We start from the raw sequence: 22,755 nt of genomic DNA on the forward strand, positions 1-22,755 counted from the left end.
AAAATAGGAGTGGAGCTATGTATCACAAAGAGTTGGATCAGTTTCCAAAAGATTTCCTATGGGGGTCTGCGTCAGCGGCGTACCAAGTTGAAGGAGCAGCCAGTGAAGACGGGAAAGGCGAGTCCGTTTGGGACCGTTTTGTCCAGATTCCAGGCAAAACCTTTAAGGGCACGACCGGTGAAGTAGCCGTCGACCATTACCACCGCTACAAAGAAGACGTCAAATTAATGGCGGACCAAGGCTTAAAAGCCTACCGTTTTTCTGTCGCTTGGAGCCGCATTATTCCAGACGGCAACGGCGAAGTAAACGAAAAAGGTCTAGAGTTTTATGACAACTTAATCGATGAATTATTAAAGTATAACATCGAACCAGTCGTAACTTTATACCACTGGGATATCCCGCAAGCCTTGCAGGACAAATACGGCGGTTGGGAAGACAGACAAGTCATCGAGGACTTCACTCGTTACGCCGATATTTTGTTTAATCGATTCAATGGACGAGTAAAATACTGGGTGTCTTTGAACGAACAAAACATATTCTTGACTTTGGGATACCGTATGGCGGCTCATCCACCAAATGTAACGGACGAGAAACGCATGATTCAAGCAAATCACATCGCTAACTTAGCGAACGCATCCGTCATCAAACGCTTTAAAGAATTAGGCATTGATGGAAAAATCGGACCAAGTTTTGCTTACAGCCCGACATATTCTTTGGACAGCGATCCATTAAACCAATTAGCTGCTCAAAACCATGAAGAGTTTAACGCTCATTTATGGATGGACGTGTATGTCTTTGGTAAATACCCATCCGTTGTCTGGAACTATTACGAGAAACACGGACTCACTCCCGATGTTAAGCCAGGCGACGAGGAGTTACTTAAAGCAGGCAAACCGGATTTCATGGGACTCAATTACTACCAAACGAATACCGTCGCCAACAATCCATTAGACGGCGGCGTTGGGGAAGGTAAGATGAACACTTCAGGTAAAAAAGGTGCCAGTGAAGAAAGCGGCGCTCCGGGTCTCTTTAAAAACACGACCAACCCTCATGTTGAACGGACTGACTGGGATTGGGACATTGACCCGACTGGCTTGAGAATCGCGATGAGACGCATTAATAGCCGCTACAACATGCCGATTTTGATTACAGAAAACGGACTCGGTGCCTATGATACCTTGGAAGAAGACGGCTCCATTCATGACGATTACCGAATCGACTTTTTGAAGAAACACGTCATGGCCATTCAAGAAGCCATAACAGACGGGGTGGACGTCATGGGTTACTGCACATGGAGTTACACTGATCTGCTGAGCTGGCTCAACGGCTATCAGAAACGTTACGGCTTCGTTTACGTTGACCGAGAAGAACTGGACGAAAAAGAACTGAAACGGTATAAGAAAGACAGTTATTTCTGGTACAAAAACGTCATCGAAACGAACGGACAAGAATTATAATATGGACAGCTTCCCTTTATCACTAAATGGGGAAGCTGTTTTTTTATGCAAAAGAGTCATTTCTTCATAATTAATAAAGAATAGAGTAAACTAATAGAAACAGATAAAAAAGGAGAATGAGCGATGTCAAAAGCAGTTGTGATTGTGAACCCAACATCTGGTCGAGAAGAGGGTAAAGAGATGGGGCCCAAAGTAAAGGAAGCCTTATTAAAAAAATATGACGAAGTGGATTTGCGTTGGACTGAAGGAGAAGGCGATGCCACACGTTTTGCAAACGAAGCGACCAAAGAAGGAGTCGATGCCATCTATGCTTTAGGCGGAGACGGCACGGTTAACGAATGCATCAACGGCATTGCGCCAGAACCAGTCAGACCGGCTTTTGGCTTCATCCCAATGGGCACGGTCAACGATTTAGGCAGAGTCCTTGGGATACCGATGGATTCAGAAGAAGCAGTCGATGAAATCACGTCTTATAAGAAAAAGCGCATCGATATTGGCAGATTGAACAATCACTATTTTGCGGACATTATGGCCATCGGATCGATTCCCGACTCCGTTCAAAATGTTCCTATTGAAAAGAAAACTAAATTGGGTCCTTTAGCATACGTTTTGGAAGGAACGAAAGCTTTTGTGGACAAGGAAAATTACCCATTGCGGTTCAGCTTTGATGATGAAGTGGTCGAGCTCGACAGCTTTCTCGTTTTAGTGGCACTGACCAATTCAGTGGGCGGCATTAAAACAATGATTCCAGAAGCCTCAGTAGATGACGGTTATTTGCATTTAGTTGCTATTGAAAAGCAAAGCAAGATTGGCATTGCTAACCTCGTTCCAAAAATCTTTACAGGCAAACTGACTGAAGACGACCATGTCTTTTACCGAAAAATAAAAAAAGCCCGCATTGAACTGAGAGAAGAAGCAGGCGATCAAACCGTTTTAACTAATATTGACGGCGACGAAGGCGATGCCTTACCCGTAACCGTCGAAGTATTTAAGCATCACATTGACGTATTTGTTCCGGCAGAGACTGAATAAAAATAGTCCTCCAATAAAGGTCATTAAAACATCAATCTTTGTTCTCAAATTGAATACACTTCTTCACTATGCTAAACTATAAAGAGAATAAAGAAAACGAATACGAGGACGGTTTTAATGGCAAAATCGAAAGTAAGAGAAATACTGAAATCAAACGATACACCTAAAGAAAAATTTGACTATTTGTGGGGCTACTACAGATGGCACGTCATTATAGCCACATTAGGATTACTCCTCTTTGGCTTCATGACATATGATTTCATCAACCGACCGGTTCCTTATTTCCACGTGAGCGTTTTGTCACCGGAGATTGATCCAGAAGAAGAAGAAGCGTTGGCTATCGAGTTGGAAGAGTTACTGCAGCCAGAAGGGAAAAATGAATCGATATTCGTCACCTTTACGCCATATGGTCAATTGGCCGAGCGATTTGTCGCTCAGTTATCTGCGGCAGAATATGATTTAATATTGATGGATGAACAGTCATACCGTCAGTATGCCGACTTTGGAACCATGCAAGAGTTCGATATCCTTGAATTAAGTGAAGAAGACTTACACCGTACAGATATCTACGACAACACCATGGCAATGGAAACGAATCAGATTCCACTCTTCACAGAATTTGACACCACATCGGATTTATACCTAATGATTCCGTCAAACGCACAACGAAAAGAAACAATCGTCGACTTCTTCGAAACCCAAGGCTACACCATCGAACTAATAGACAGTTAAGTAAAAGTCTTCCCCAAGCGGGAAGACTTTTTTCGTTTTAGCTTAATAAAGGCGGAACATACTCGCTTTTAGGCGAGTATGCCCATTATAAATCCCTAGTAAGTAGTGTATTCGACGAAGTCAGAGCTGAAACGGAACGTTCGTCGTACAATTAGAAGCTAATTGTACGAACACGAAGCAAATCGGTAGCTTTCATCGTAGAATAAACAGGTAATTCGACGAAGTCAGAAGGATAAAAGAAGTTTCATCGTAGAATAAAGGCACAAATTGTGTGAGATCATAGTAAATGCCTTCTTTATTTCGCAGCATTAATCGAAAGCTTGTCTTATAAAGGAAAAAAACTGGGGCCAGTTTTTTCCAAATGCACTTAAAAAGGCAGAACATACTCGCTTAAAAGCGAGTATGACCATCCAACTCTTTAATTATGTCCAATATTTGGCAATTCATACATAGAAAATAAAAAAATCGAAAGAAAAATAGTTCTTTTTGATGTTAAAAAGGTAATACATATAGTAGGAGGGATGTTAATGATCGTAATAAAAGATAGAAAAAAGTCCGACTTACTTCAAGGATTACAAATACTGAATAAAAGAATGAATCTGTTAGATAGACATAAAAAGGACTTATATAAATTAGAAAAAGGACTTGAAGGCGAGCTCCACTTTGATGCTTTAATAAAGGAAAATCTGAAAAGTGATAGTTTAATAGTGAACGATTTACTCATAAATTATAACGACACAACGATTCAAATTGATTCTCTTATCATCACTAACAACGCCATCTATTTGTACGAAGTCAAAAATTATAAAGGAACATACCAATTAATTAATGAACAGTTTATTACCTTACACGGAGACGAGATACCTGATCCTACATTACAATTGAAGAAGTCATCACAAGTTATCCGACGATTTTTGAAAGACGCCCATAGTCATTTGCCACTTGTAACACATATCGTCTTCGTTCATCCTAATTTTCACCTTTACAATGATCAAGTAACGAGTCCATTTATTTATGCTAATCAAATTGAAGATCATGTCAATACGTTGAACCGTTCAACGAATCAACTAAGTCATCATCGCTATAATTTAGCCAACCGCCTACTTGAACATGTGATAGTAGAAGCACCCTACCAAAAAAAATTACCACCATTCCAGCTAGAGACAGTTAAAAAAGGAGTAAGTTGTAAACACTGCGAAACGTTATTGACGTGGGAAAATCAGCGGAATAATTATTGCGATGACTGTAAACAAGTCACCTCAATTGAAGAAGCAATCCTGCACGCCGTTAAACAGTACCGACTCTTATTCTCTGAAAGTCAATTGACAACTAACCGGATAAATCATTGGTGTGGAGAGACATTTCATTTGCAGACCATCAGGAAAGTAATGATGAAACATTTTCAAGTCGTTGGCAAAACACGTGGCACATACTATATTCCAAAATAAGGGTTTAGTCTCTCCACTATTTTCGCTATAATAATAAGGATACTAGATAAGTAGAGGAGAATGTTTGTGATTACGTTGAAATCACCTAGAGAAATCGATGCAATGGATAAAGCCGGTGACGTCTTAGCGGCCATCCACGAAGCCCTGCGCGATTTCATTAAACCGGGAATTACCGGAACAGATATTGATCAGTACGTTGAAAAATTAATCGCTGAGCACGGAGCCACCGCTGAGCAAAAAGGCTATCAAGGTTACGAGTACGCCACCTGTGTCAGCGTCAACGACGAAATTTGCCACGGCTTCCCACGCAATGAAACCCTTAAAAAAGGCGACCTGATTACCGTTGATATGGTTATCAACCTAAATGGCGCACTAGCCGATTCAGCCTGGAGCTACAGCGTCGGCGAACCATCAGACGACATACAAACCCTAATGGCCGTCACGAAAGAAGCCCTATACAAAGGCATCGAACAAGCTAAAATCGGCAACCGCATTGGCGACATCGGTCACGCCATCCAGACCTACGTCGAAGGAAAAGGCTTCTCAGTCGTCCGCGAATTCATCGGCCACGGCATCGGACCAACCCTTCACGAAGCCCCAAGCGTGCCCCATTACGGCGAGCCAAACAAAGGCATACGCTTGAAAGAAGGCATGGTCATCACCATCGAACCCATGGTCAACACAGGCACATGGCGCTCAAAAATGGATGCCAACGGCTGGACTGCCCGCACCCAAGACGGCGGCCTAAGCTGTCAATACGAGCACACGCTAGCCATCACCAAAGACGGCCCGCGTATCTTAACCCAACAAACAGGCGAATAACTCACAAGAAGCATGGACCCGATCCGTGCTTCTTTTTTTTAAAGAAGGGCAGAAAGGAGAAGGCACATGGGTGAATCAACACGTCAATCATTAAAATGGGCGGAAAAAGAACTGGGTGAGCGCATCATACAAATGGCACCCCTTAAAGGAGGCACCTCATCGTTACTCCATCATTTGACAACCACATCGGGTAGGGCCGTTGTCCTAAGAGAATATAACAATCAAGAATGGCTGACAGAAGACCCAACCGTCGTATACAGAGAAGCGTTGAATTTAAAAGAAGCCAGACACTTAACGATTCCTACACCGATATTCATTGCAGTAGACGATAAAGGGGAAACCGCCGGACGGCCGTCAATACTCATGTCAAAAGTGGGCGGTAAAGTTGACTTAAACCCTAAAGACCGGACTGATTGGCTAAGGCAACTAGCACAAACGCTGGTGACGATTCACTCTTTAAACAAGCCGACCATCACTCACCAATACTTTTCTTACAATAACGACATCACCAAGCCCAAAGCCAACTGGTCCTCCGTTCCTAAAAACTGGCAACGACTCATTACTTATTTGAAAGAAACAACCATACCTGACTACGAGCCCACTTTCATTCATAGGGATTTCCACCCAACTAATGTGTTATGGGAAAACAATCAGGTATCAGCGGTCGTTGATTGGCCCAATGCCTGCATCGGACCAAGAGAAATGGACATCGCTCACTGCCGAGTAAACTTAGCACAAATGTATGGCCAAAGTGTAGCCGATGCCTTTTTAACATACTATCTCGACCAAGCAGAGTTAACGACTTACGATCACTATTGGGACTTGGAAGCACTCAAGAATATCTTTCAAGAAGAAACACCAGAAGTGTATAAAGGCTGGGAAGTATTCGGATTAAATCAATTGACCAGCACAACTATAGTCAAACGCTTGGATACTTTCCTTATAGAAGCACTAAAACAAGAGACCTTCAAAGCTAATTAGCAAAGAAGGTCTCTTGTATTTACTTATTCAAATAGTCTAAAATCAACTCGGTCGCTCGGTTGTTCCCACCAAGGGAGCACATCATTTCACTGACTCGCTTCATGTTACTCTGATAGGGTTCAGATGCAATCAACAAACGGGCGGCCCGTCCATCTCATCATACGGAATATCCTGAGAACCTTCACCATCATCTGAAATAGGGGGACCGACAAAGTGAAACCGCTCATCAAACTCATCTTCAAACAGCTGAAATTCTCTTGACGTATAGACAATGTTTAAATCAGGAACTTCCTCAGCCAACTCATCTAAAAAATCAGTCCGGTACATCATTTGCTTAATATGCTTGTAGTGCCCAATCATCGACCGGTGCACAGGGTAGCGATGCTAGAAGATAGACAAAGGTAAGCCAGCAGTATCGATAACTCGGTCCAAGACATGGTGATTCATCGCATACCAACCGGGAACCAAACACAAACAGCATTTCATAAACCAGACAGTCATAGTCTTTTCCAATTCGTTTAGCCGTTTGATACGCACTTTGAAAAGCAGATAAATAGCGGCGCATCTCAGCTTGATTTGAATCATAATCATCATAAGGGACAAAGTCAGCGCCCGTCTGTTCAATCGTCTCTCTCATCTCTTCAGCCATGACAAAGGTAACTCGGTCACCAGCCTTAATTAATTTTTAGCCAAATCGGTCATTGGATTTAAGTGACCGCTGACCGCCTTTCCTTTACTTGTTGGGATCATCAACGGCCTACAAGCCTTTGGCGGAACACTAAACAGCTTGGCTTGGTTTGTGTACAGTATTGTACCGGGACCCTTAGCCGAAATCATCGTACAAGACATGCTTCAAGTCTTTGAAAGCTCACACGTCGGGATTTTTATCGTCGCCACCGTTTCAACGGTATGGACAGTCAGCTGGATCATGGCTTCTATTTTAATGGGGTTAAATAAAGCGTACGGTGTAGAGAATCGGAAAAACATTGTGCTCTTGCGCATACTGGCTTTCTTTATGACACTCGTCTTTGCTGCCTGGATAGGTGCACTGGTCTTTTTCGTTCATTTGTTCGCTGCAGGTTCATTAATCAGATGGCTCGTCTTAATTCCATTAGTCTTTTTTTCCTTTTGCTTTATTTACTATTTCGTTCCAAATGTCATTCAACAATTCAGGAGTGTCATTCCGGGAGCACTTTTTTCAACACTCGCTCTTTTTTTAGGGATGACTTTAGACCAACTCTTTTTAAACCAACTACCCGATGACTCAACCTTCTTTACCTTAACGGGAAGCTTCATGGTCATGTTGGCCATTTTACAAAAGTTGTCCTTAGCTATACTAGGCGGAGGAACCATTAACGCCACCGTGATGCAAATGCAGTGCGGAAAAGTGAATCCAAAAGGGGACAGCAGTAAATTTATAAAATTATTGAAGAGAACGCATGTGTTGGATTTGATTAATTAATGTAAAAAAGCCCTGTTCATTCAGTATAGTATACTGAAAAACAGGGCTATCTATTTAATTAGTTTTCATAACCATTGGGATTACTGTGTTGCCAATTCCAAGAATCGCGACACATGTCTTCTAAGCCGAGTTGCGCTTCCCAGCCTAATTGATTTTTAGCTTTCGACACATCAGCGTAACTTGACCCGATATCTCCTGGACGGCGGTCAACCAATTCATAGGGAACCTCTTTGCCGCTAGCTTCTTCAAAGGCTTTGACGACATCGAGTACGGAATAACCTTTTCCAGTTCCTAAGTTATACGCGTCAATGCCAGTCGTTGACAACACTTTTTCTAGAGCGCGGATGTGTCCTTTTGCCAAATCGACAACATGAATATAATCACGTACTCCAGTCCCGTCATGTGTATCGTAGTCGGAACCGAAGACTGACAATTTCTCGCGTTTACCGACAGCGACTTGAGTGATATAAGGCATCAAGTTATTTGGAATATCATTTGGATCTTCACCGATGCGTCCGGATTCGTGAGCACCAATCGGATTGAAGTAGCGCAGTAAAGCCGTACTCCAAGAATCATCAGCGACTTGTTGATCTTGTAAAAATTGTTCGATAAACATTTTCGTTGTGCCGTAAGGATTTGTTGTGGATAAAGGCATATCCTCAGTAAATGGTGCTTCATTAGTCATACCATAAACGGTAGCACTTGAACTGAACACCATTTTCTTCACGTTATACTCGTTCATCAATTCCATTAAGACTAGTGTGCCATTTAGATTGTTCTGGTAGTATTTGAGAGGTTTAGCAACAGACTCACCAACCGCTTTATAACCAGCGAAATGAATCACTGCTTCAAGATTGTGCTGCTCAAACACCTGACCTAAAGCTTCTTTGTCATTAATATTTACCTCGTGGAAAGTGACCTCTTTTCCAGATAATTCCTTAATGCGTTTCAAGACTTCAGGTTTTGAATTCGAGTAGTCGTCAACGATGACAACGTCAAAATTTTCATTTAATAATTCAATAACTGTGTGGCTTCCGATATAACCCGTACCACCTGTGACTAAAATAGCCATTTAATCGCTCCTTTAGACTTTCATTTAATAAAGGGGGAAATCCCTTTCGCTTCTGCTATTGTATCATATTAGAAGAAGTGAGGTGTGTGATTTTAGAATGCTCGTTCTTTTTTCTTGAAATATTATCAATTCTACGAAGTCATACTTGATTCATTTTTCTTATCGTAGAAATCTGACTGAATTGTACGATAGAAATGAAGATTTCTTATCTTAATCGTGTAATTAATACTTAATTCTACGACGAAGCTGTCAATTTTTATCTAACTTCGTAGAATTCCTTAAAAGAGAATATAAAACCTAAACTTTTTGTCCACTGGTATGTCATGATTATCTTTCATCTTTGTAAAGAATTCATGAAAACTCTATTTTCCGCTAGTCGCTATGGTATAATGTCTGAGGAATTAGCCAGGTCTAAAAATCTAGCCTATAAATGGAAAGCAAACAAAGAGGGGATTCACTATGTATCACGTATCGATTATTATGCCGGTATATAACGTCAGCGAGCATTTGCCTCGAGCAATTGAGTCTGCTTTAAATCAAAAAGAGGTTTCGTTAGAATTGATTTTAGTCAACGATGGATCAACCGATCAGTCGGGAGAGATATGTGATGCTTATGCAAAAGAAGAGCCACTATTAATTAAAGTCATTCACCAGGAAAACCAAGGCTCAGGGCCAGCAAGACAGGCCGGATTGAAGGAAGCTTCTGGTGAGTATATTTACTTTGCTGATCCAGACGATTATTTTGACCATACGCTACTTAAAGACAATATCAAACACGCTAAAAAGCGAGACGCTGAAGTCGTCATGTTTGGTTTCAAACAAGAGGATTCGAATGGGGACAATCAACAAATAAACTTACCCAATCTTCCTCAGCTAGAGTCTCGAGAAGATTTCCGAATGCATTTTAGAAACGTATATCACTTTTATCCATATGCCTTATGGAACAAACTCTATAAAAAAGACTTTTTAATGAAGAATGGTATTATATTCGGTAATCAGAAACAAGGACAAGACGCTCTTTTTAACATAGAGGTGTATAAACACTTGTCCAGTGTCGCAGTAAACAGGCATGCTTACTATCACTATGTTACACATGAAGGGTCTGCCATTAACCGATACAGACAGGATAGAATGGATATGGAGCTGAACATCGCTCGATCATTCCAAAAAATGATTAAGTCATGGGGAGAGACCGATACCTTTACCGATTTAATTGCGGAAGAGTATTTCAACGTCTTATACCAAGAAACAGTGAATCTTGTTCATCCTGCTTGCCCACTGTCGACAAAAGAAAAGGCCGAACGCTTGGCTTATTTATGGGAAACTCAAGCAAAAGTATGGGTACTTGAGCACAAAAAAGAGGAAAACAACCCATTTAGAAAAGCATTATTAAATGCATACAAAGGTAATGATTTTAGACGTGCATTGTTTTTAATGTCTAATCGTATCAAAGTAGCCAAGCAGTACTCAAAAACCTTCAATTCTTTTAGAAACTTTTTCAAAAATTAACTCTGTAAAACAGAAACAAGGAGCATACGCACGATGATGGATCAATTTAAAAAAGGCATACTGTATACGGCACTTGGAAAGTATTCCATAGTGGTTGTTCAACTCCTTGTCCAAGCCTTTTTAAGACGATTACTGGCTCCTAACGAGTACGGGATAGTATCAGCCGTCAATATTTTTCTAGTTTTTTTCCAGCTATTAGCTGACTTTGGAATAGGACCAGCTATTATTCAGAACAAAGATTTAAGCAAAAAAGAAGTGAATTCAATATTCTCTTTCAGCCTATACGTAGCGATTGGTTTGAGCATACTCTTTGTCTTCTTAGGTTACCCAATGAGTTTATTCTACGGTAACCCAGTATTCATTCCAATCAGTATGATATTAGCAATTGCCGTCTTCTTTTACGGCATACTAGTCGTGCCACAGTCGATACTACTTAGAGAGAAAAACTTCAAACTGGTTAACTTAACGACGGTATCGGGTGCAATCGTTTCAGGCATCGTATCGATTACCTTAGCACTATTGGGCTTCAGTTATTATGCCATTATTATAGGAAATACTGCCAAAGCCTTTACGCTTTTCATCGTATTTTATAGTCAAACACATGTTAAAATTGGATGGAAGTTTAGTTGGGCGCCGCTCAAAAAAATATTCGCCTTTTCACGCAACCAGTTCTTATTTAATTTTATCAATTATTTCTCTAGAAACTTAGATAGTTTATTAATAGGACGATACTTCTCGGCTAGTGCATTGGCTTATTATGACAGTGCCTACCAAGTGTCTCTTTATCCGAACCAAATACTAACTAGTTTAGTGACTTCAGTGATTCATCCGATTTTATCAGATTATGAGGATGAAAAAGAACGAATTAAACGGGTTTACTTAAGAATTTCGAACTTACTTGCCACGATAGGACTACCCTTATCCGTTTTCTTATTCTTCTCTGCACAGGATGTCTTGTTTTTCCTATTTGGGACACAGTGGGGAAATAGTGTACCAGTCTTCCAGATTTTAGCTTTATCCGTTTGGATTCAAATGATTTTATCCAGTACAGGTGGTATTTTCCAGTCAGGCAATAGAACAGATCTCTTATTATTGTCTGGGATTCTTTCTACAGTCTTTAATGTCATAGGCATTGTTGTTGGGGTTTTGTTTGGACAAATCGAATACGTGGCTCTCTTTTTAATCCTCGCCTTCAGTCTAAACTTTATCCAAGCCAATATATTGCTGATGAAAGTCATGTTTAAATCTACATTATTAGAGTTCTTTAGCGTATTAAAAAAACCATTTATTCTGGCCATTATGCAAGCAATTGCTTTCTACTTTTTACCAGAACTCAACTTCTCTATTTTCGTCAACTTGCTCATTAAAGGGAGCTTATTCCTATTCGTTTGGATAGTCGGTCTACTCATGACTGGTGAAGTAAAACGACTAGTAACTGAAGTGAAACAAGCCAGAGGATAAAGGAAAGGAATCATGAAATGAACCAGCCGTTAGTTAGTATCATTGTTCCGGCATACAATGTCGAACGCTATATAGAAGAGTGCATCGACTCCTTACTGAACCAAACGTATAAAAATATTGAAATCATTGTTTTAGATGACGCCTCAACGGATGCGACGCTTTATTTATTGAAACAATATGAAGGTCGCATTCAAATTATCGAAAACGAACTTAACCAAGGGCAGGGAGCAAGACGTAATCAAGGTATGAAGCTTGCTAAAGGCGAGTACATCTATTTTATAGACTCTGATGACTGGATTGAAATGAATACCATCGAAGAGTTAGTCGAACAAGCGGTGAAAACCGATGCTGATTTAGTTCGCTTCAACGGCAAATCCTTCTCTGAAGGAGAAGTCACTCTAGAAAGAGAAGGCCAATACAATTTCTCCCATCAACTCGAGCATCAAAAAGTCTACAGGGGAGACGATTTACTCGAAAAAAACAGAAGAAGCTTCTCAGCATCTCCTTGTTTATACCTGATTAAAAAATCGGTCATCGACCAACACAACCTATACTTTTTAGAAGGCGTCCTTCATGAAGATGAGTATTTTACGACCAGACTCTTTTACGCCATAGAATCGATGACCTACATAAATAAAGCTTATTACAATCGTCGCTACCGAGTGGCTTCTACAATGACTGAGCAGTCTAATTTACACAAATTAAAATCATTTGAGTCTTATTTGAAAATATTTAAAGCACTTGAAAAGGACTACCAACGACCTGAGCTTAAACCAGCTCAAAAGCAGTTTATCAAACGTCAACTATTGTCTGTCTATAACGGCTTACAACAAGCGGATATTCACCCAGAAAACAAACGGAAATTAAAAGAATTAAAATCAGTCACGTTTAAGGATAAAGTCTTTTTAGTATTGGCAAAGATAAAACAAAGAATGTAAATGAAAAAAAGACCCCTATATAAATAAGCTATCTTAAGCACTGATAAGTCTTATCTATATAGGGGTATAGTTGTTTAATTAGTGTGTAAGTCGTAAAAACCAATATCGTGTGAATAGTTTGATCCAGCAAATAAGTCATACTGAATCAAAGTAAACTCATTTAGTAAGCGAATCGTTTCGACTTGTAATTCGTGTCTTGAAGAAACAGGACCATCAATGCCTTCTTCTAAATATAATCCACCATAGATACCTGGCAGCACTGCTTCAAGCTCCATTAACATCGCTTCAAAAGGTGATACCATCATATCTAAAGCTTCTAGAATGTAATTAATAAAGTAGATGGGGCTGATTGTTCCGATATCTCCTGACAACTCTCTTTTATTTGAATAAAAGAAAAGAGGGGTTTCTCTCATTGTCAGTCTAGAGTTTTGGCTAATAGTATCATCGGAATAAATACCTGGTTGATGATCTCCCCAAAAGACAATAAAGATTTCTTCATCATGCTGATCCACTTCTTCTATGAGCGCTTCTAAAGATTGGTCACTATGGTATAAATCTTGTAAGTAGCCATTGCCTTCAGCATCTTCTGTGGCACCAGAGGTTTCAAATAACGGGTCATCATACTTATGACCGTATGCCATATGGTTTTGCATCGTAACTAGGTGAATGAAATCGAGGTTATCAGTCTCATTTAACCGTTGGATCATTTCTTTGTAGGCTGAATCATCAGAAATATAATCACTGTTGCCGATTTTTTCATTAAAAGTCATGTGTTCGTCATAAATAAAATCGTTGAAACCAAGGTTATCGTAAACAGTCGTTCGTTTGTAGAGCCTTGCATTGTAAGGGTGAATAGCCGTAGCGGTCATTCCTTGATCATTGGCTTTTTTAGCAAGGGAAGGAACATCATTTAGTTCATCTGCTGCTTCCACATAAGGTGAGTAAATTCGAGAAGCCAGAGGCTCTAAAGATAGACTCGTCAAGGCTTCGAATTCGCTGTTTGCTGTTCCGCCACCAATGTTTTGGGCAAAAGCTTGGCCACTTAATGTCGATTCCATTAAAGAACGAGTGTAAGGAATAGGGTCTTGATTGAATGAAAAACCTTCAATCGTTGATGGATCCGCGAACGATTCATTCATAATAAATAGAATATTAGCAGGGCTCTCTGACAATAGTCGATCCCTATTAATCTCATTTGCTAGTTCAGTATATTTTTCGTGAATCTCCTCAATGGTATGACGAGAATACTCAGTTGGTTTTTCCATTACCTCAGTCCCTAAGTTAAATAAGAAACCAGCTACAAAACCATTACGTGCGTAGTTAAGGTCTTGATCATAGGTGACAAAGTCTGTGTATTGGTTATATACCTGTCTAAGGGGATTGCCAGGGTAATTAAAGCGATAGATGTTAGCAATTAATGCAAGAGATAAGACAAACAGAGGAAAGCGCCACATAAACTGAAAACGTTTGGTTAATGAACCCTTAGCTCTCAAAGAAAAGTTCTTGTAGACTAAAACGATAAGAAAGAGGATAGCTGATAAGCCACCAAGAATGAAGATTATTTCTCGCATGCTAATCATTTCGACCAAAAAAGGCAATTCCGAAATCATGGATAATTCACTAGGAAATAATGGCTCATTACGGTACTGATACTTTAAATAAGCAGTAGACCCTAAAATTAAAGAGAAAACAGTGAGAAACGAACCACTTAAGACGGCACTGCCGATTAGAGAGGCAAGAAAAAGAAAAAGGCTGAAGAAAACCAAACAACTTAATATAAATACTTCGGTACGAATATTGAAGATGAAATTATGAACATTCTCTAAATTAAAGCCCATATAAAAATATTGAACGACAAAACTAGCAAGAATAGAAGAGACTAATCCAATGAGTAAAAAACAGCTTAAGAGAATGAGGTTTCTTTTTGTAAATAGTTGCAATGTATAATAGTCCTCCTTTATTACTTAAAATCGAGTGTAATGCAAATATCTCGAATTGTAAATATCTCGTAAAAAGAAAGTGCAATCTTTTACAAAGTTTTCAAATTTCAGTCATAAACTATTATAGTTGTTGTGACAAATAATAGGAAGAACAGAAAAGAAAGACATCCGCCAATGGATGAAGGCGTAGTTATCAAGGGAAATACAAGAAGATAGGTTGATGATGAGGTCATTTATGGTAAAATGATGCGTGAATATCAGAAGCCTACGAACTATAACTATTATCTCAATCGGATTAGGAGTAATACCAAGTGAAAAAGAAAAAGATTGCAGTTGTATTTGGAACAAGACCTGAAGCCATAAAAATGGCTCCTGTTATTTTGGAACTCAACAAACATCAAGATATATTTGAAACGAAAGTCATTGTCACTGCTCAGCACAGAGAAATGTTGGATCAAGTATTAAGTGTCTTTTCAATCACCCCAGATTGGGATTTAAATGTTATGAAGGAAAACCAGTCACTATCTGACATCACAACCACTGTGCTAAAAGGAATTGAGCGTGTATTTATTCAAGAACATTTCGACCTTGTTCTTGTTCATGGGGATACAACGACTAGTTTTGCCGCTGCCTTAGCAGCATACTATCATCAAATACCCGTTGCTCATGTTGAAGCGGGCTTAAGAACGTATGATACCTATAACCCTTTCCCAGAAGAAGCGAACCGACAATTAATAGATGCAATAACTGATCTTTTCTTCGTACCGACTGTAGCAACTAAGGAAAACTTGCTAAATGAAAATAAAAACAGTCAATCTATTATTGTCACTGGAAATACTGTGATAGATGCTATCAAGTATACGAAAGAACTAACTAAACAACACCCCATACTAGACAAGATGAATCGCAAATCTGAACAAAAGTGGCTCCTGTTAACGATGCACCGAAGAGAGAATTATGGTAAACCCATGAGTCAAGTATTCGAAGCGGTTATAGATTTGGTAGAAGAATACCCCGAAATAGAAGTGCTCATGCCGGTGCACCTTAGCCCGATTGTTCAGTCAGTGGTTAAGGAAGTTTTAGGTGACCATGATCGTATCCATTTAATTGCGCCTCTAGAGGTCGATATCTTTCATCGTGTAATCAATAAATCCACACTTGTATTAACTGATTCCGGAGGGCTTCAAGAGGAAGCTCCTGCTTTGAACGTACCGGTTCTGGTCTTGCGTGAGAAAACAGAAAGACCAGAAGGGCTAGAAGCGGGAACACTGAAGTTAACAGGAACAGACAAACAAAGCGTATATGAAAATGTAAAAGAGTTATTAAACAACACGGAACTTTATGATAAAATGGCTCAGGCTTTGAATCCGTATGGAGATGGAACGGCTAGCATAAAAATTGTTGAGGCGATGAAAGCGTACTTCAACTGAAAGAAGGTAGGACATTAGTGGAAATAAAAATGAGAGAAGTAAGGGCGTATAATGTTTCACCAATGTTTTGGTCTTCAATTATTATGTCGCTAATTGCATTAGCCTTTGTTCTGAGTGACTGGTTAATACTTTATTCTTCCTTTGGGGATTTTATATTAGCCTTGGCCGTTCTTATTCTTTTTTTAGTGGGAAGACTTGAAATAGACAAACAACAAATGAACGGACTATTAACAGTCTTTGGTTTATTACTCTTAACTATTATATTATCGTATCTTTTTAACGATTATTGGGTGAATCCGCAACGTATTGTTGTGTCGTCCATCAAGTTTATGTTCTATATCATTTCACTCGTTGTTTTTTACAATTTTTTAAATCACAATAAATCATTAAATCAATTCTTGAGAATTAACAACCGTTTCGCAATGGTAGTCATTCTGCTTGGGGTACTCATCACTATAGGCATCTATTTAGATAATCGAGATTTAGCAACGTTCTTATGGCGCTTTACTAGAGATGATTACAGAAGCTTTTACTTTGCGGGGAATGCAGCGATTGTTCGGACGAGAAGTATATTCTCTGAACCGGCTCATTTGGGTTATTACTTAAATACACTTTATTTTGCCAATCTCTTTTCAAAACGAAAAAGTAATAAATTGGTCTTAAGTATAATGGCCTTAGGTATTTTATTAACGTTTAGTTATAGTATGATTCTCATCTTTTTCCTAACAAATACAGTCGCCTTTGTTTATAATATAATTAAAGGTGACTGGAAGTGGTCTAAATGGTATAGCTTACTATTAATACCTTTAGTCATCCTTTTTTACTTTTTATGGGATATGATTAACGAAACGATTATTCAACGAACATTAAATATCCTGAATGGAACAGATACATCGGCTTATAATCGACTGGTTGAGAGCTGGATATATGTAGAAAGAGAGAGACTTCTCTTTGGAAACGGGATTGGGCATACACCACCTGTGACTAATATCTATGCCTATGCCTTAAGTGATTTTGGATTGATAGGATTGATTCCATATATCGGCCTATCCATATATCTTCTTATTTTGAATCTACCTGCTTTTATTCTTTTTGTAACAATGAATGTAGCTAAAGGCGGTTATTTAAACCCAGCGTTTTGGTTGTTTTTACTTATGATTTTCCTATACGGATTTAACAAGGAAAATTAGGATAGTATAGATTGGAAGGAATTTTTATTATGTATGATATGTATCAAGTGCTCATCAATATACTTTTATCAATCGCACTAAGTGTGGGCGTTACCCCATTAATTAAAAAGCTCTCTTATAAAATAGGAGCTGTGGATATACCAAACAAGAGAAGGATGAATACTGAAATCATGCCCTCAATGGGTGGATTGGGTATTTACCTCGTTTTCTTTTTCACGATCATCTTTTTACAACCTGTCGCTAATCGAATTGCTATCCCAATGTTTATAGCGGCTAGTTTTGTTATTCTGACAGGGATGATTGATGACATTAAAGAAATTAGCCCTAAAATGAAAATGGCTGGACTTTTAGCAGCCGCCCTAATCATCATTTTTTTAAACGATTTAACTATCGCCCAGGTAAGTGTGCCTTTCATAGGAGAAATCAACCTTCCTATGTGGATTGGCTTACCGTTCACCATTCTATGGATTTTAGCTATAACCAATTCGATTAATCTAATAGATGGGTTGGATGGCTTAGCAAGTGGCGTTTCTATCATCGCTTTATCGACGATGGGGATTATAGGGGTTTTCTTTTTAGATACCAATAGTTTCGAAACGAGTATAATGATCTTCACATTAGTGGGGAGTATTATTGGGTTTTTACCTTATAACTTTAACCCCGCCAAAATTTATTTAGGAGATACTGGGGCTTTATTTTTAGGGTTTATGATTTCAGTATTGTCTCTATATGGATTAAAGAACGTTACACTGATATCATTAATTATCCCTATCGTTATATTAGGGATACCTATTACGGATACTATTTATGCCATGCTTCGTAGAAAGCTAAATAAAATGCCTATTTCTAGCGCAGACAAACACCATATGCATCATCGATTGATGACTTTGGGATTAACACATAGACAGACTGTACTAGTTATTTATCTAGTAGCCGGTATCTTTTCTATGATTGCCTTACTGTATCCTATATCTACTCTACTGGGGTCCGTGTTAATTACGATTGCGTTACTTATCGGATTAGAAGTGTTTGTTGAATTGATTGGTTTGGTAGGGGAAGACAGAAGACCTTTGCTGAAACGGTTGAGACAGTTCGGAGATAAGCTTAATAAAAACAATAAAAAGAAACATTAAGGAGTCAGATCATTGGATTATACACATACTTTAGTTGATCATTTAGTATCAATCATCATGCCGGCTTACAACTCTGAAAGCTTCATTAAAGAGTCTATTTTATCTGTTCAAAAACAGACCTATACTAACTGGGAATTATTAATCATTGATGATTGTTCAACTGACCGTACGGTTGATACTGTGCACTCTTTCAATGACTCTAGAATTAAATTGATTGAATTAGAACAAAATTCCGGCGCAGCTGTCGCTCGCAATGCAGGAATCAAACAGGCTAGGGGAGAATTTTTAGCCTTTTTGGATAGTGATGACTTATGGACAGAAGAAAAATTGGAAAAGCAAATTGAATTTATGAGAGAGAATAATTATGATTTCACGTGTACCGAATATGCTGAAATGAATGAAGAGGGCGCCATTGTTAACCTTATCGAAGTAAGTGACCAATTGGATTATAATGGTGTATTAAAATATTGCCCAGGCAACTCGACCATTATCTATAATGCTAAAAGATTAGGTAAGTTTTACGCACCAGAAATTAAGAGACGAAATGATTTTGCATTATGGCTAAAAGTGATAAAAAAAGCGGGACATGTGCATGGTTTACATGAAACGTACTCCATTTATCGAGTCCGTTCGCAATCCTTGTCTTCAAATAAATTTAAGTTGATTTCACATCAATGGAACGTCTTATACAATATTGAAGGATTATCTTGGTTAAAGTCTGCCTATATTCTTTTGCACAAAATTTATACTGTTATAACGAAGCACAATAAAGTTGAGGTCGTAAAAAATGAAAAACATTCTTCACATTAATTCTAACTACCTAACCTCTTGGTTGCACGAAAATGTAATGGATTATTTATCCCAAGGAAATGTCACGAATCACATCTATATGCCTATGAAAAAAGAAAAAAAGGAAGACATTTTATATGATTCCAAACACCAAGTTCATTCTCCAATTGTGTTCAATGATGTTGATAAATACATTTTCACGTGGAAACAAAGAAAGATATACAACACTTTAAAACAGACCATACCATTGAGTGACATTCAATTTGTTCACGCGCATACTTTATTTACTGATGGGAATGTCGCTTTAAAACTATATGAAGAGTATGGTATCCCTTATGCGGTAACGGTGCGCAGCTTTACAGATGTCGAAGGTTTTTTTCATAAAAGAATTAACCTAAGAGCGCGTGGTAGAAAGATATTAAAACAGGCATCTAAAATTATCTTTTTATCAGATCATAGTAAAGAAAACCTAATCGATACTTACATTAAAGATACTCAATTGAAAGAAAGCATTCGTCAAAAAGCAGTTCTAGTACCAAATGGCATAGATGACTTCTGGTTTGAAAATGAAGGACAACCTAAAAAGTTAGATGCAACTAAACCTTTAAGAATTATTACTGTTGGGCAAATTAGAAAGCGTAAAAATCAGGATGTCACTCTCTTAGCAGCATCCTTAATTGAAAAAACGATTAAAAGACCAGTCGAGTTAACCATGGTAGGTAAGGTCATAGAAAAGAGTTATTTAGAAAAGCTGGAAGCGACAGGTATTCCATTTAAATTAATTGAGTATATTCCAAAAGAAAAGCTAATAGAAGAATACAGAGAACATGACCTCTTTATCTTGCCTTCAAGATATGAAACATTTGGTCTAGTCTATCCGGAAGCAATGAGTCAAGGTTTGCCTGTTCTTTATTCTAAAGGTCAAGGGTTCTATAAACAGTTTGAAGAAGGGTCGGTCGGCTATGCTGTCGATTCAAATGATCCTAAAGATGTGGCAGACAAAGCAGTAAAGATTTTATCTCATTATGATGCTATATCAGAGCAAGCTTTGTCAGCATATAAAAAGTTTAATTGGAAAGAACTATCTGAAAAATTGTTAACTATCTATGAAAATGAATCACGATAAAGGCAGGTTATCTAATGCAAAAAAAAATACAAACTAATAGAGTGGTTCATATCATGAGTGGCTTTGGAGGGGGGATTTCCTCCTTTATCAAAAACAAGGCAGAAGCATTAGTCGATCAAGCCATTAGGTTTGATGTGATCACGTTTGATGAAGTAGGGGCTGAATTTAGACGATCAATTGAGAAAACGGGTGGGCAGATTTTTAGAGTAAGCAACCCAAAAGAAGCCGGTTTTAAACAATTCTTTAGCCAAGTAAACACCATTATGAAAGATTTACCCAAAGATGTACTCGTGCATTCACATGTCAATGGGAGGATCGCCTTGCCATTTTATCTAGTAGCTAAAAAGAACCGATTGTCACGATTTGTCATTCACGCTCATACGGCAAGTCCGTTAAGCAGTCCGAATAGTAAACAAGATAAAATCAAGCGTCAGTTAAATAAGAGGATGTCTAAAGAAAAAGTATCCTGTGGGATTAAAGCATCTGAAAATATCTTTGGGAAACATGCAGTTGAACAGGGCCGTATTGTTCATATTCCCAATAGTATTGCTCACGAACGATTTTTGAAAGAATCTGATCCGATACAATTAAAAAAAGAGATATTAGGTGTAACTGACAACCGCTTAATCATTGGCCATGTAGGAAGATTTAAAACAGTGAAAAACCACCCGTTCATGTTAGATATAATTGAAGAATTAAAAAACAGAGGGATTGAATTTCTCTGGTTTTTTGCAGGGGACGGTCTATTAAAAGAAGAGATTGAAAATCAAGTTAAAGAAAGAAATCTTGAAGACGTTGTTCAATTTCTGGGTCGAAGAGATGACATTGAGAATCTATTTCATATGATGGATGTCGTCGTCTTGCCATCATTCGATGAAGGACTACCAACCGTTGTCATTGAAGCGCAAGCATCTTCAACACCTTGTATCTTATCGCATACCATCACTAAAGAATGTGACTTAAACCTCTCAATGGTAAAGTTTTTACCGATTGATCATGTGGATCAATGGGCGAACGAAATAGAGACGTTTAAACCAATGCCAGTAAAGAAAGAAGACATTGAAGACAAGCTGATTTCAAGCAAATTTACTAATGAGACGTCTGCGCAACTTTATGTACAGTTTTTAAACAAAGAAATTCAATCCTATGAAATTTAATCAAACGGATGAACGCATTCGAATGTCAAAAAATAAGGAGTATTAAGATGGATTTAAAATCGTTTAGTTTAGAGGTCTGGCAGCTAATAAAAGACTATAAGAAATTAATCGCATCACTAGCAATTATTTTTTCCTTACTCTTTGCAGGAGTGAGACTACTGATGCAGTGGGACTTTCAAACAGTTGGAACGGAAACAATCGAAACAGAAGGGGTCCCGTCTAACTTTGATTTATTTATTGAACAAGATAACTTAGGGACATTTACTAATTCGTACTTAATAGAGATCTTAGCTACTCAGCCGGAAGTTGTATCAAGTATGGAACAAGAAACGGGAATTGTCATTCAAGATGTATTAGATGAATTTAGCGAAAATTTTGATCCTGTATATACTAATGAGGATCCTATAAATATTGAGCGCAACACATCTACCAATGTGATGACCGTAACCATTGGTGTAGGGACCAGTGAAGAAAATCAAGAACTAGCTGAAGCATATTATTCTTGGGTAAGCGAATCAGAACATCCATTTTTCGATGATAAGAATGTTTATCTGTTATCAGAACCAGAAGCAACTGAAGAAGAACCAGTCTTTGTTAATGGAGAAGGGCCAACAGCTTCTATTGTATCCGTCATTCTTATGGCAGGAATTGGACTGGTTTTCGGTATAGTAGCAGCTATTGCTATAGCAATCTTAAAAGCTCTACTACATGACAAGATATTATACAGCTTTACTTATGGTTGGAAATCTGATGATATTTATATGCGTGAATTGAATCAGGCAGGAGATAAAGTTGCCTATGATATATTAAGTGGCCATGCAGATAAAGTGGTGATTCTAACTGAACACCCGTTATCAGAAGAGTTGGTTAATGCATTGACTAAAATGGGACAGCATCAGTTTTCAATACATTCAAATGTGACGTCAATTCCTATTGACGAACGATTTGAAGAATGCTCGATTATTATTCAGCGAAAATTAACTAGCAAAGATTGGTACGCATCACAACGCAAGAATTTAAAATTATATCCATCTGCACGTACAAAAATTATTGAAATATAAGTAGTACGCTTAACC

Annotated in this window: 21 protein-coding genes; 17 read left to right on the top strand and 4 right to left on the bottom strand. The window is 38.4% G+C overall.

Annotated elements, in window-relative coordinates:
• Nucleotides 1-17: 17 nt before the first annotated feature.
• The 6 genes from C3945_RS02980 to C3945_RS03005 all read left to right on the top strand — a co-directional run bounded on the left by C3945_RS02980 (nt 18) and on the right by C3945_RS03005 (nt 6,472).
• Complete coding sequence (locus C3945_RS02980) at nt 18-1,457, top strand: glycoside hydrolase family 1 protein (RefSeq protein WP_161878199.1); 1,440 nt, start codon at nt 18-20, stop codon at nt 1,455-1,457.
• A gap of 123 nt (nt 1,458-1,580) precedes the next feature.
• Complete coding sequence (locus C3945_RS02985) at nt 1,581-2,489, top strand: diacylglycerol/lipid kinase family protein (RefSeq protein WP_161878200.1); 909 nt, start codon at nt 1,581-1,583, stop codon at nt 2,487-2,489.
• A gap of 117 nt (nt 2,490-2,606) precedes the next feature.
• Complete coding sequence (locus C3945_RS02990) at nt 2,607-3,221, top strand: hypothetical protein (protein WP_161878201.1); 615 nt, start codon at nt 2,607-2,609, stop codon at nt 3,219-3,221.
• A 527-nt stretch (nt 3,222-3,748) separates the two neighbouring features.
• The gene (locus C3945_RS02995; protein ID WP_161878202.1) at nt 3,749-4,669 is read left to right on the top strand and encodes a nuclease-related domain-containing protein; all 921 of its coding nucleotides are present in this window, start codon (nt 3,749-3,751) and stop codon (nt 4,667-4,669) included.
• 66 nt (nt 4,670-4,735) lie between these two features.
• The gene (gene map / locus C3945_RS03000; protein WP_161878203.1) at nt 4,736-5,491 is read left to right on the top strand and encodes a type I methionyl aminopeptidase; all 756 of its coding nucleotides are present in this window, start codon (nt 4,736-4,738) and stop codon (nt 5,489-5,491) included.
• A 66-nt stretch (nt 5,492-5,557) separates the two neighbouring features.
• Nucleotides 5,558-6,472 carry a phosphotransferase family protein gene (locus C3945_RS03005; RefSeq protein ID WP_161878204.1) on the top strand — a complete coding sequence of 305 codons (915 nt, stop codon included), beginning with the start codon at nt 5,558-5,560 and terminating at the stop codon, nt 6,470-6,472.
• 129 nt (nt 6,473-6,601) lie between these two features.
• Here the strand turns inward: C3945_RS03005 and C3945_RS03010 are convergent, their stop codons facing one another.
• Both C3945_RS03010 and C3945_RS03015 read right to left on the bottom strand, forming a co-directional pair.
• Entirely contained in the window at nt 6,602-6,802 is a 201-nt protein-coding gene (locus tag C3945_RS03010) for a hypothetical protein (RefSeq protein WP_161878205.1), read from the bottom strand.
• A 4-nt stretch (nt 6,803-6,806) separates the two neighbouring features.
• On the bottom strand, nt 6,807-7,121 hold the full coding sequence (locus tag C3945_RS03015; RefSeq protein WP_161878206.1) for a hypothetical protein: 315 nt from the start codon (nt 7,119-7,121) through the stop codon (nt 6,807-6,809).
• A gap of 69 nt (nt 7,122-7,190) precedes the next feature.
• Between C3945_RS03015 and C3945_RS03020 the strand changes: the two genes are divergently transcribed.
• Nucleotides 7,191-7,934, top strand: coding sequence for a YihY/virulence factor BrkB family protein (locus C3945_RS03020; protein WP_161878227.1), 744 nt, complete (start codon nt 7,191-7,193; stop codon nt 7,932-7,934).
• Nucleotides 7,935-7,992: 58 nt separating this feature from the next.
• Here C3945_RS03020 and galE read toward each other — a convergent pair whose 3' ends face one another.
• Nucleotides 7,993-9,006: a UDP-glucose 4-epimerase GalE gene (gene galE / locus C3945_RS03025; protein ID WP_161878207.1), complete on the bottom strand. Its 1,014-nt coding sequence runs from the start codon at nt 9,004-9,006 to the stop codon at nt 7,993-7,995.
• Between the two features lie 459 nt (nt 9,007-9,465).
• On the opposite strand from galE, the gene C3945_RS03030 reads away from it, so the two are divergent.
• From C3945_RS03030 to C3945_RS03040, 3 genes are read left to right on the top strand one after another with little or no spacing between them, the layout of a single operon-like run.
• Entirely contained in the window at nt 9,466-10,515 is a 1,050-nt protein-coding gene (locus C3945_RS03030) for a glycosyltransferase family 2 protein (RefSeq protein ID WP_161878208.1), read from the top strand.
• Nucleotides 10,516-10,548: 33 nt separating this feature from the next.
• Nucleotides 10,549-11,976, top strand: a complete 1,428-nt coding sequence (locus C3945_RS03035; RefSeq protein WP_237585454.1) for a lipopolysaccharide biosynthesis protein — start codon at nt 10,549-10,551, stop codon at nt 11,974-11,976.
• 17 nt (nt 11,977-11,993) lie between these two features.
• The gene (locus C3945_RS03040; protein WP_161878209.1) at nt 11,994-12,914 is read left to right on the top strand and encodes a glycosyltransferase family 2 protein; all 921 of its coding nucleotides are present in this window, start codon (nt 11,994-11,996) and stop codon (nt 12,912-12,914) included.
• A gap of 74 nt (nt 12,915-12,988) precedes the next feature.
• Here C3945_RS03040 and C3945_RS03045 read toward each other — a convergent pair whose 3' ends face one another.
• Nucleotides 12,989-14,854, bottom strand: a complete 1,866-nt coding sequence (locus C3945_RS03045; protein ID WP_161878210.1) for an LTA synthase family protein — start codon at nt 14,852-14,854, stop codon at nt 12,989-12,991.
• Nucleotides 14,855-15,165: 311 nt separating this feature from the next.
• Between C3945_RS03045 and wecB the strand changes: the two genes are divergently transcribed.
• The 7 genes from wecB to C3945_RS03080 are packed head-to-tail and all read left to right on the top strand — an operon-like array spanning nt 15,166 to nt 22,740.
• Nucleotides 15,166-16,284 carry a non-hydrolyzing UDP-N-acetylglucosamine 2-epimerase gene (gene wecB, locus C3945_RS03050; RefSeq protein ID WP_161878211.1) on the top strand — a complete coding sequence of 373 codons (1,119 nt, stop codon included), beginning with the start codon at nt 15,166-15,168 and terminating at the stop codon, nt 16,282-16,284.
• 17 nt (nt 16,285-16,301) lie between these two features.
• Nucleotides 16,302-17,474, top strand: coding sequence for a hypothetical protein (locus tag C3945_RS03055; protein ID WP_161878212.1), 1,173 nt, complete (start codon nt 16,302-16,304; stop codon nt 17,472-17,474).
• Between the two features lie 38 nt (nt 17,475-17,512).
• Complete coding sequence (locus C3945_RS03060) at nt 17,513-18,607, top strand: glycosyltransferase family 4 protein (RefSeq protein ID WP_337249269.1); 1,095 nt, start codon at nt 17,513-17,515, stop codon at nt 18,605-18,607.
• A gap of 12 nt (nt 18,608-18,619) precedes the next feature.
• Complete coding sequence (locus C3945_RS03065) at nt 18,620-19,417, top strand: glycosyltransferase family 2 protein (protein ID WP_237585455.1); 798 nt, start codon at nt 18,620-18,622, stop codon at nt 19,415-19,417.
• Nucleotides 19,395-20,522: a glycosyltransferase family 4 protein gene (locus tag C3945_RS03070; RefSeq protein WP_161878214.1), complete on the top strand. Its 1,128-nt coding sequence runs from the start codon at nt 19,395-19,397 to the stop codon at nt 20,520-20,522. The genes C3945_RS03065 and C3945_RS03070 overlap by 23 nt, the downstream gene beginning before the upstream one ends.
• A gap of 14 nt (nt 20,523-20,536) precedes the next feature.
• Entirely contained in the window at nt 20,537-21,679 is a 1,143-nt protein-coding gene (locus C3945_RS03075) for a glycosyltransferase (RefSeq protein WP_161878215.1), read from the top strand.
• Nucleotides 21,680-21,726: 47 nt separating this feature from the next.
• The gene (locus C3945_RS03080) at nt 21,727-22,740 is read left to right on the top strand and encodes a hypothetical protein (RefSeq protein WP_161878216.1); all 1,014 of its coding nucleotides are present in this window, start codon (nt 21,727-21,729) and stop codon (nt 22,738-22,740) included.
• Nucleotides 22,741-22,755: the final 15 nt, after the last annotated feature.

Origin of the sequence: Alkalibacterium sp. MB6, from assembly GCF_009935905.1 — a bacterium.
Classification (GTDB): Bacteria; Bacillota; Bacilli; order Lactobacillales; family Carnobacteriaceae_A; genus Alkalibacterium.

Coding starts and splice junctions, on each gene's coding strand:
- C3945_RS02980 (WP_161878199.1), top strand. CDS start 18: ATGTATCACAAAGAGTTGGATCAGTTTCCAAAAGATTTCCTATGGGGG.
- C3945_RS02985 (WP_161878200.1), top strand. CDS start 1,581: ATGTCAAAAGCAGTTGTGATTGTGAACCCAACATCTGGTCGAGAAGAG.
- C3945_RS02990 (WP_161878201.1), top strand. CDS start 2,607: ATGGCAAAATCGAAAGTAAGAGAAATACTGAAATCAAACGATACACCT.
- C3945_RS02995 (WP_161878202.1), top strand. CDS start 3,749: ATGATCGTAATAAAAGATAGAAAAAAGTCCGACTTACTTCAAGGATTA.
- C3945_RS03005 (WP_161878204.1), top strand. CDS start 5,558: ATGGGTGAATCAACACGTCAATCATTAAAATGGGCGGAAAAAGAACTG.
- C3945_RS03010 (WP_161878205.1), bottom strand. CDS start 6,802: ATGATGTACCGGACTGATTTTTTAGATGAGTTGGCTGAGGAAGTTCCT.
- C3945_RS03015 (WP_161878206.1), bottom strand. CDS start 7,121: ATGGCTGAAGAGATGAGAGAGACGATTGAACAGACGGGCGCTGACTTT.
- galE (WP_161878207.1), bottom strand. CDS start 9,006: ATGGCTATTTTAGTCACAGGTGGTACGGGTTATATCGGAAGCCACACA.
- C3945_RS03030 (WP_161878208.1), top strand. CDS start 9,466: ATGTATCACGTATCGATTATTATGCCGGTATATAACGTCAGCGAGCAT.
- C3945_RS03035 (WP_237585454.1), top strand. CDS start 10,549: ATGATGGATCAATTTAAAAAAGGCATACTGTATACGGCACTTGGAAAG.
- C3945_RS03040 (WP_161878209.1), top strand. CDS start 11,994: ATGAACCAGCCGTTAGTTAGTATCATTGTTCCGGCATACAATGTCGAA.
- C3945_RS03060 (WP_337249269.1), top strand. CDS start 17,513: ATGTATCAAGTGCTCATCAATATACTTTTATCAATCGCACTAAGTGTG.
- C3945_RS03070 (WP_161878214.1), top strand. CDS start 19,395: ATGAAAAACATTCTTCACATTAATTCTAACTACCTAACCTCTTGGTTG.
- C3945_RS03075 (WP_161878215.1), top strand. CDS start 20,537: ATGCAAAAAAAAATACAAACTAATAGAGTGGTTCATATCATGAGTGGC.
- C3945_RS03080 (WP_161878216.1), top strand. CDS start 21,727: ATGGATTTAAAATCGTTTAGTTTAGAGGTCTGGCAGCTAATAAAAGAC.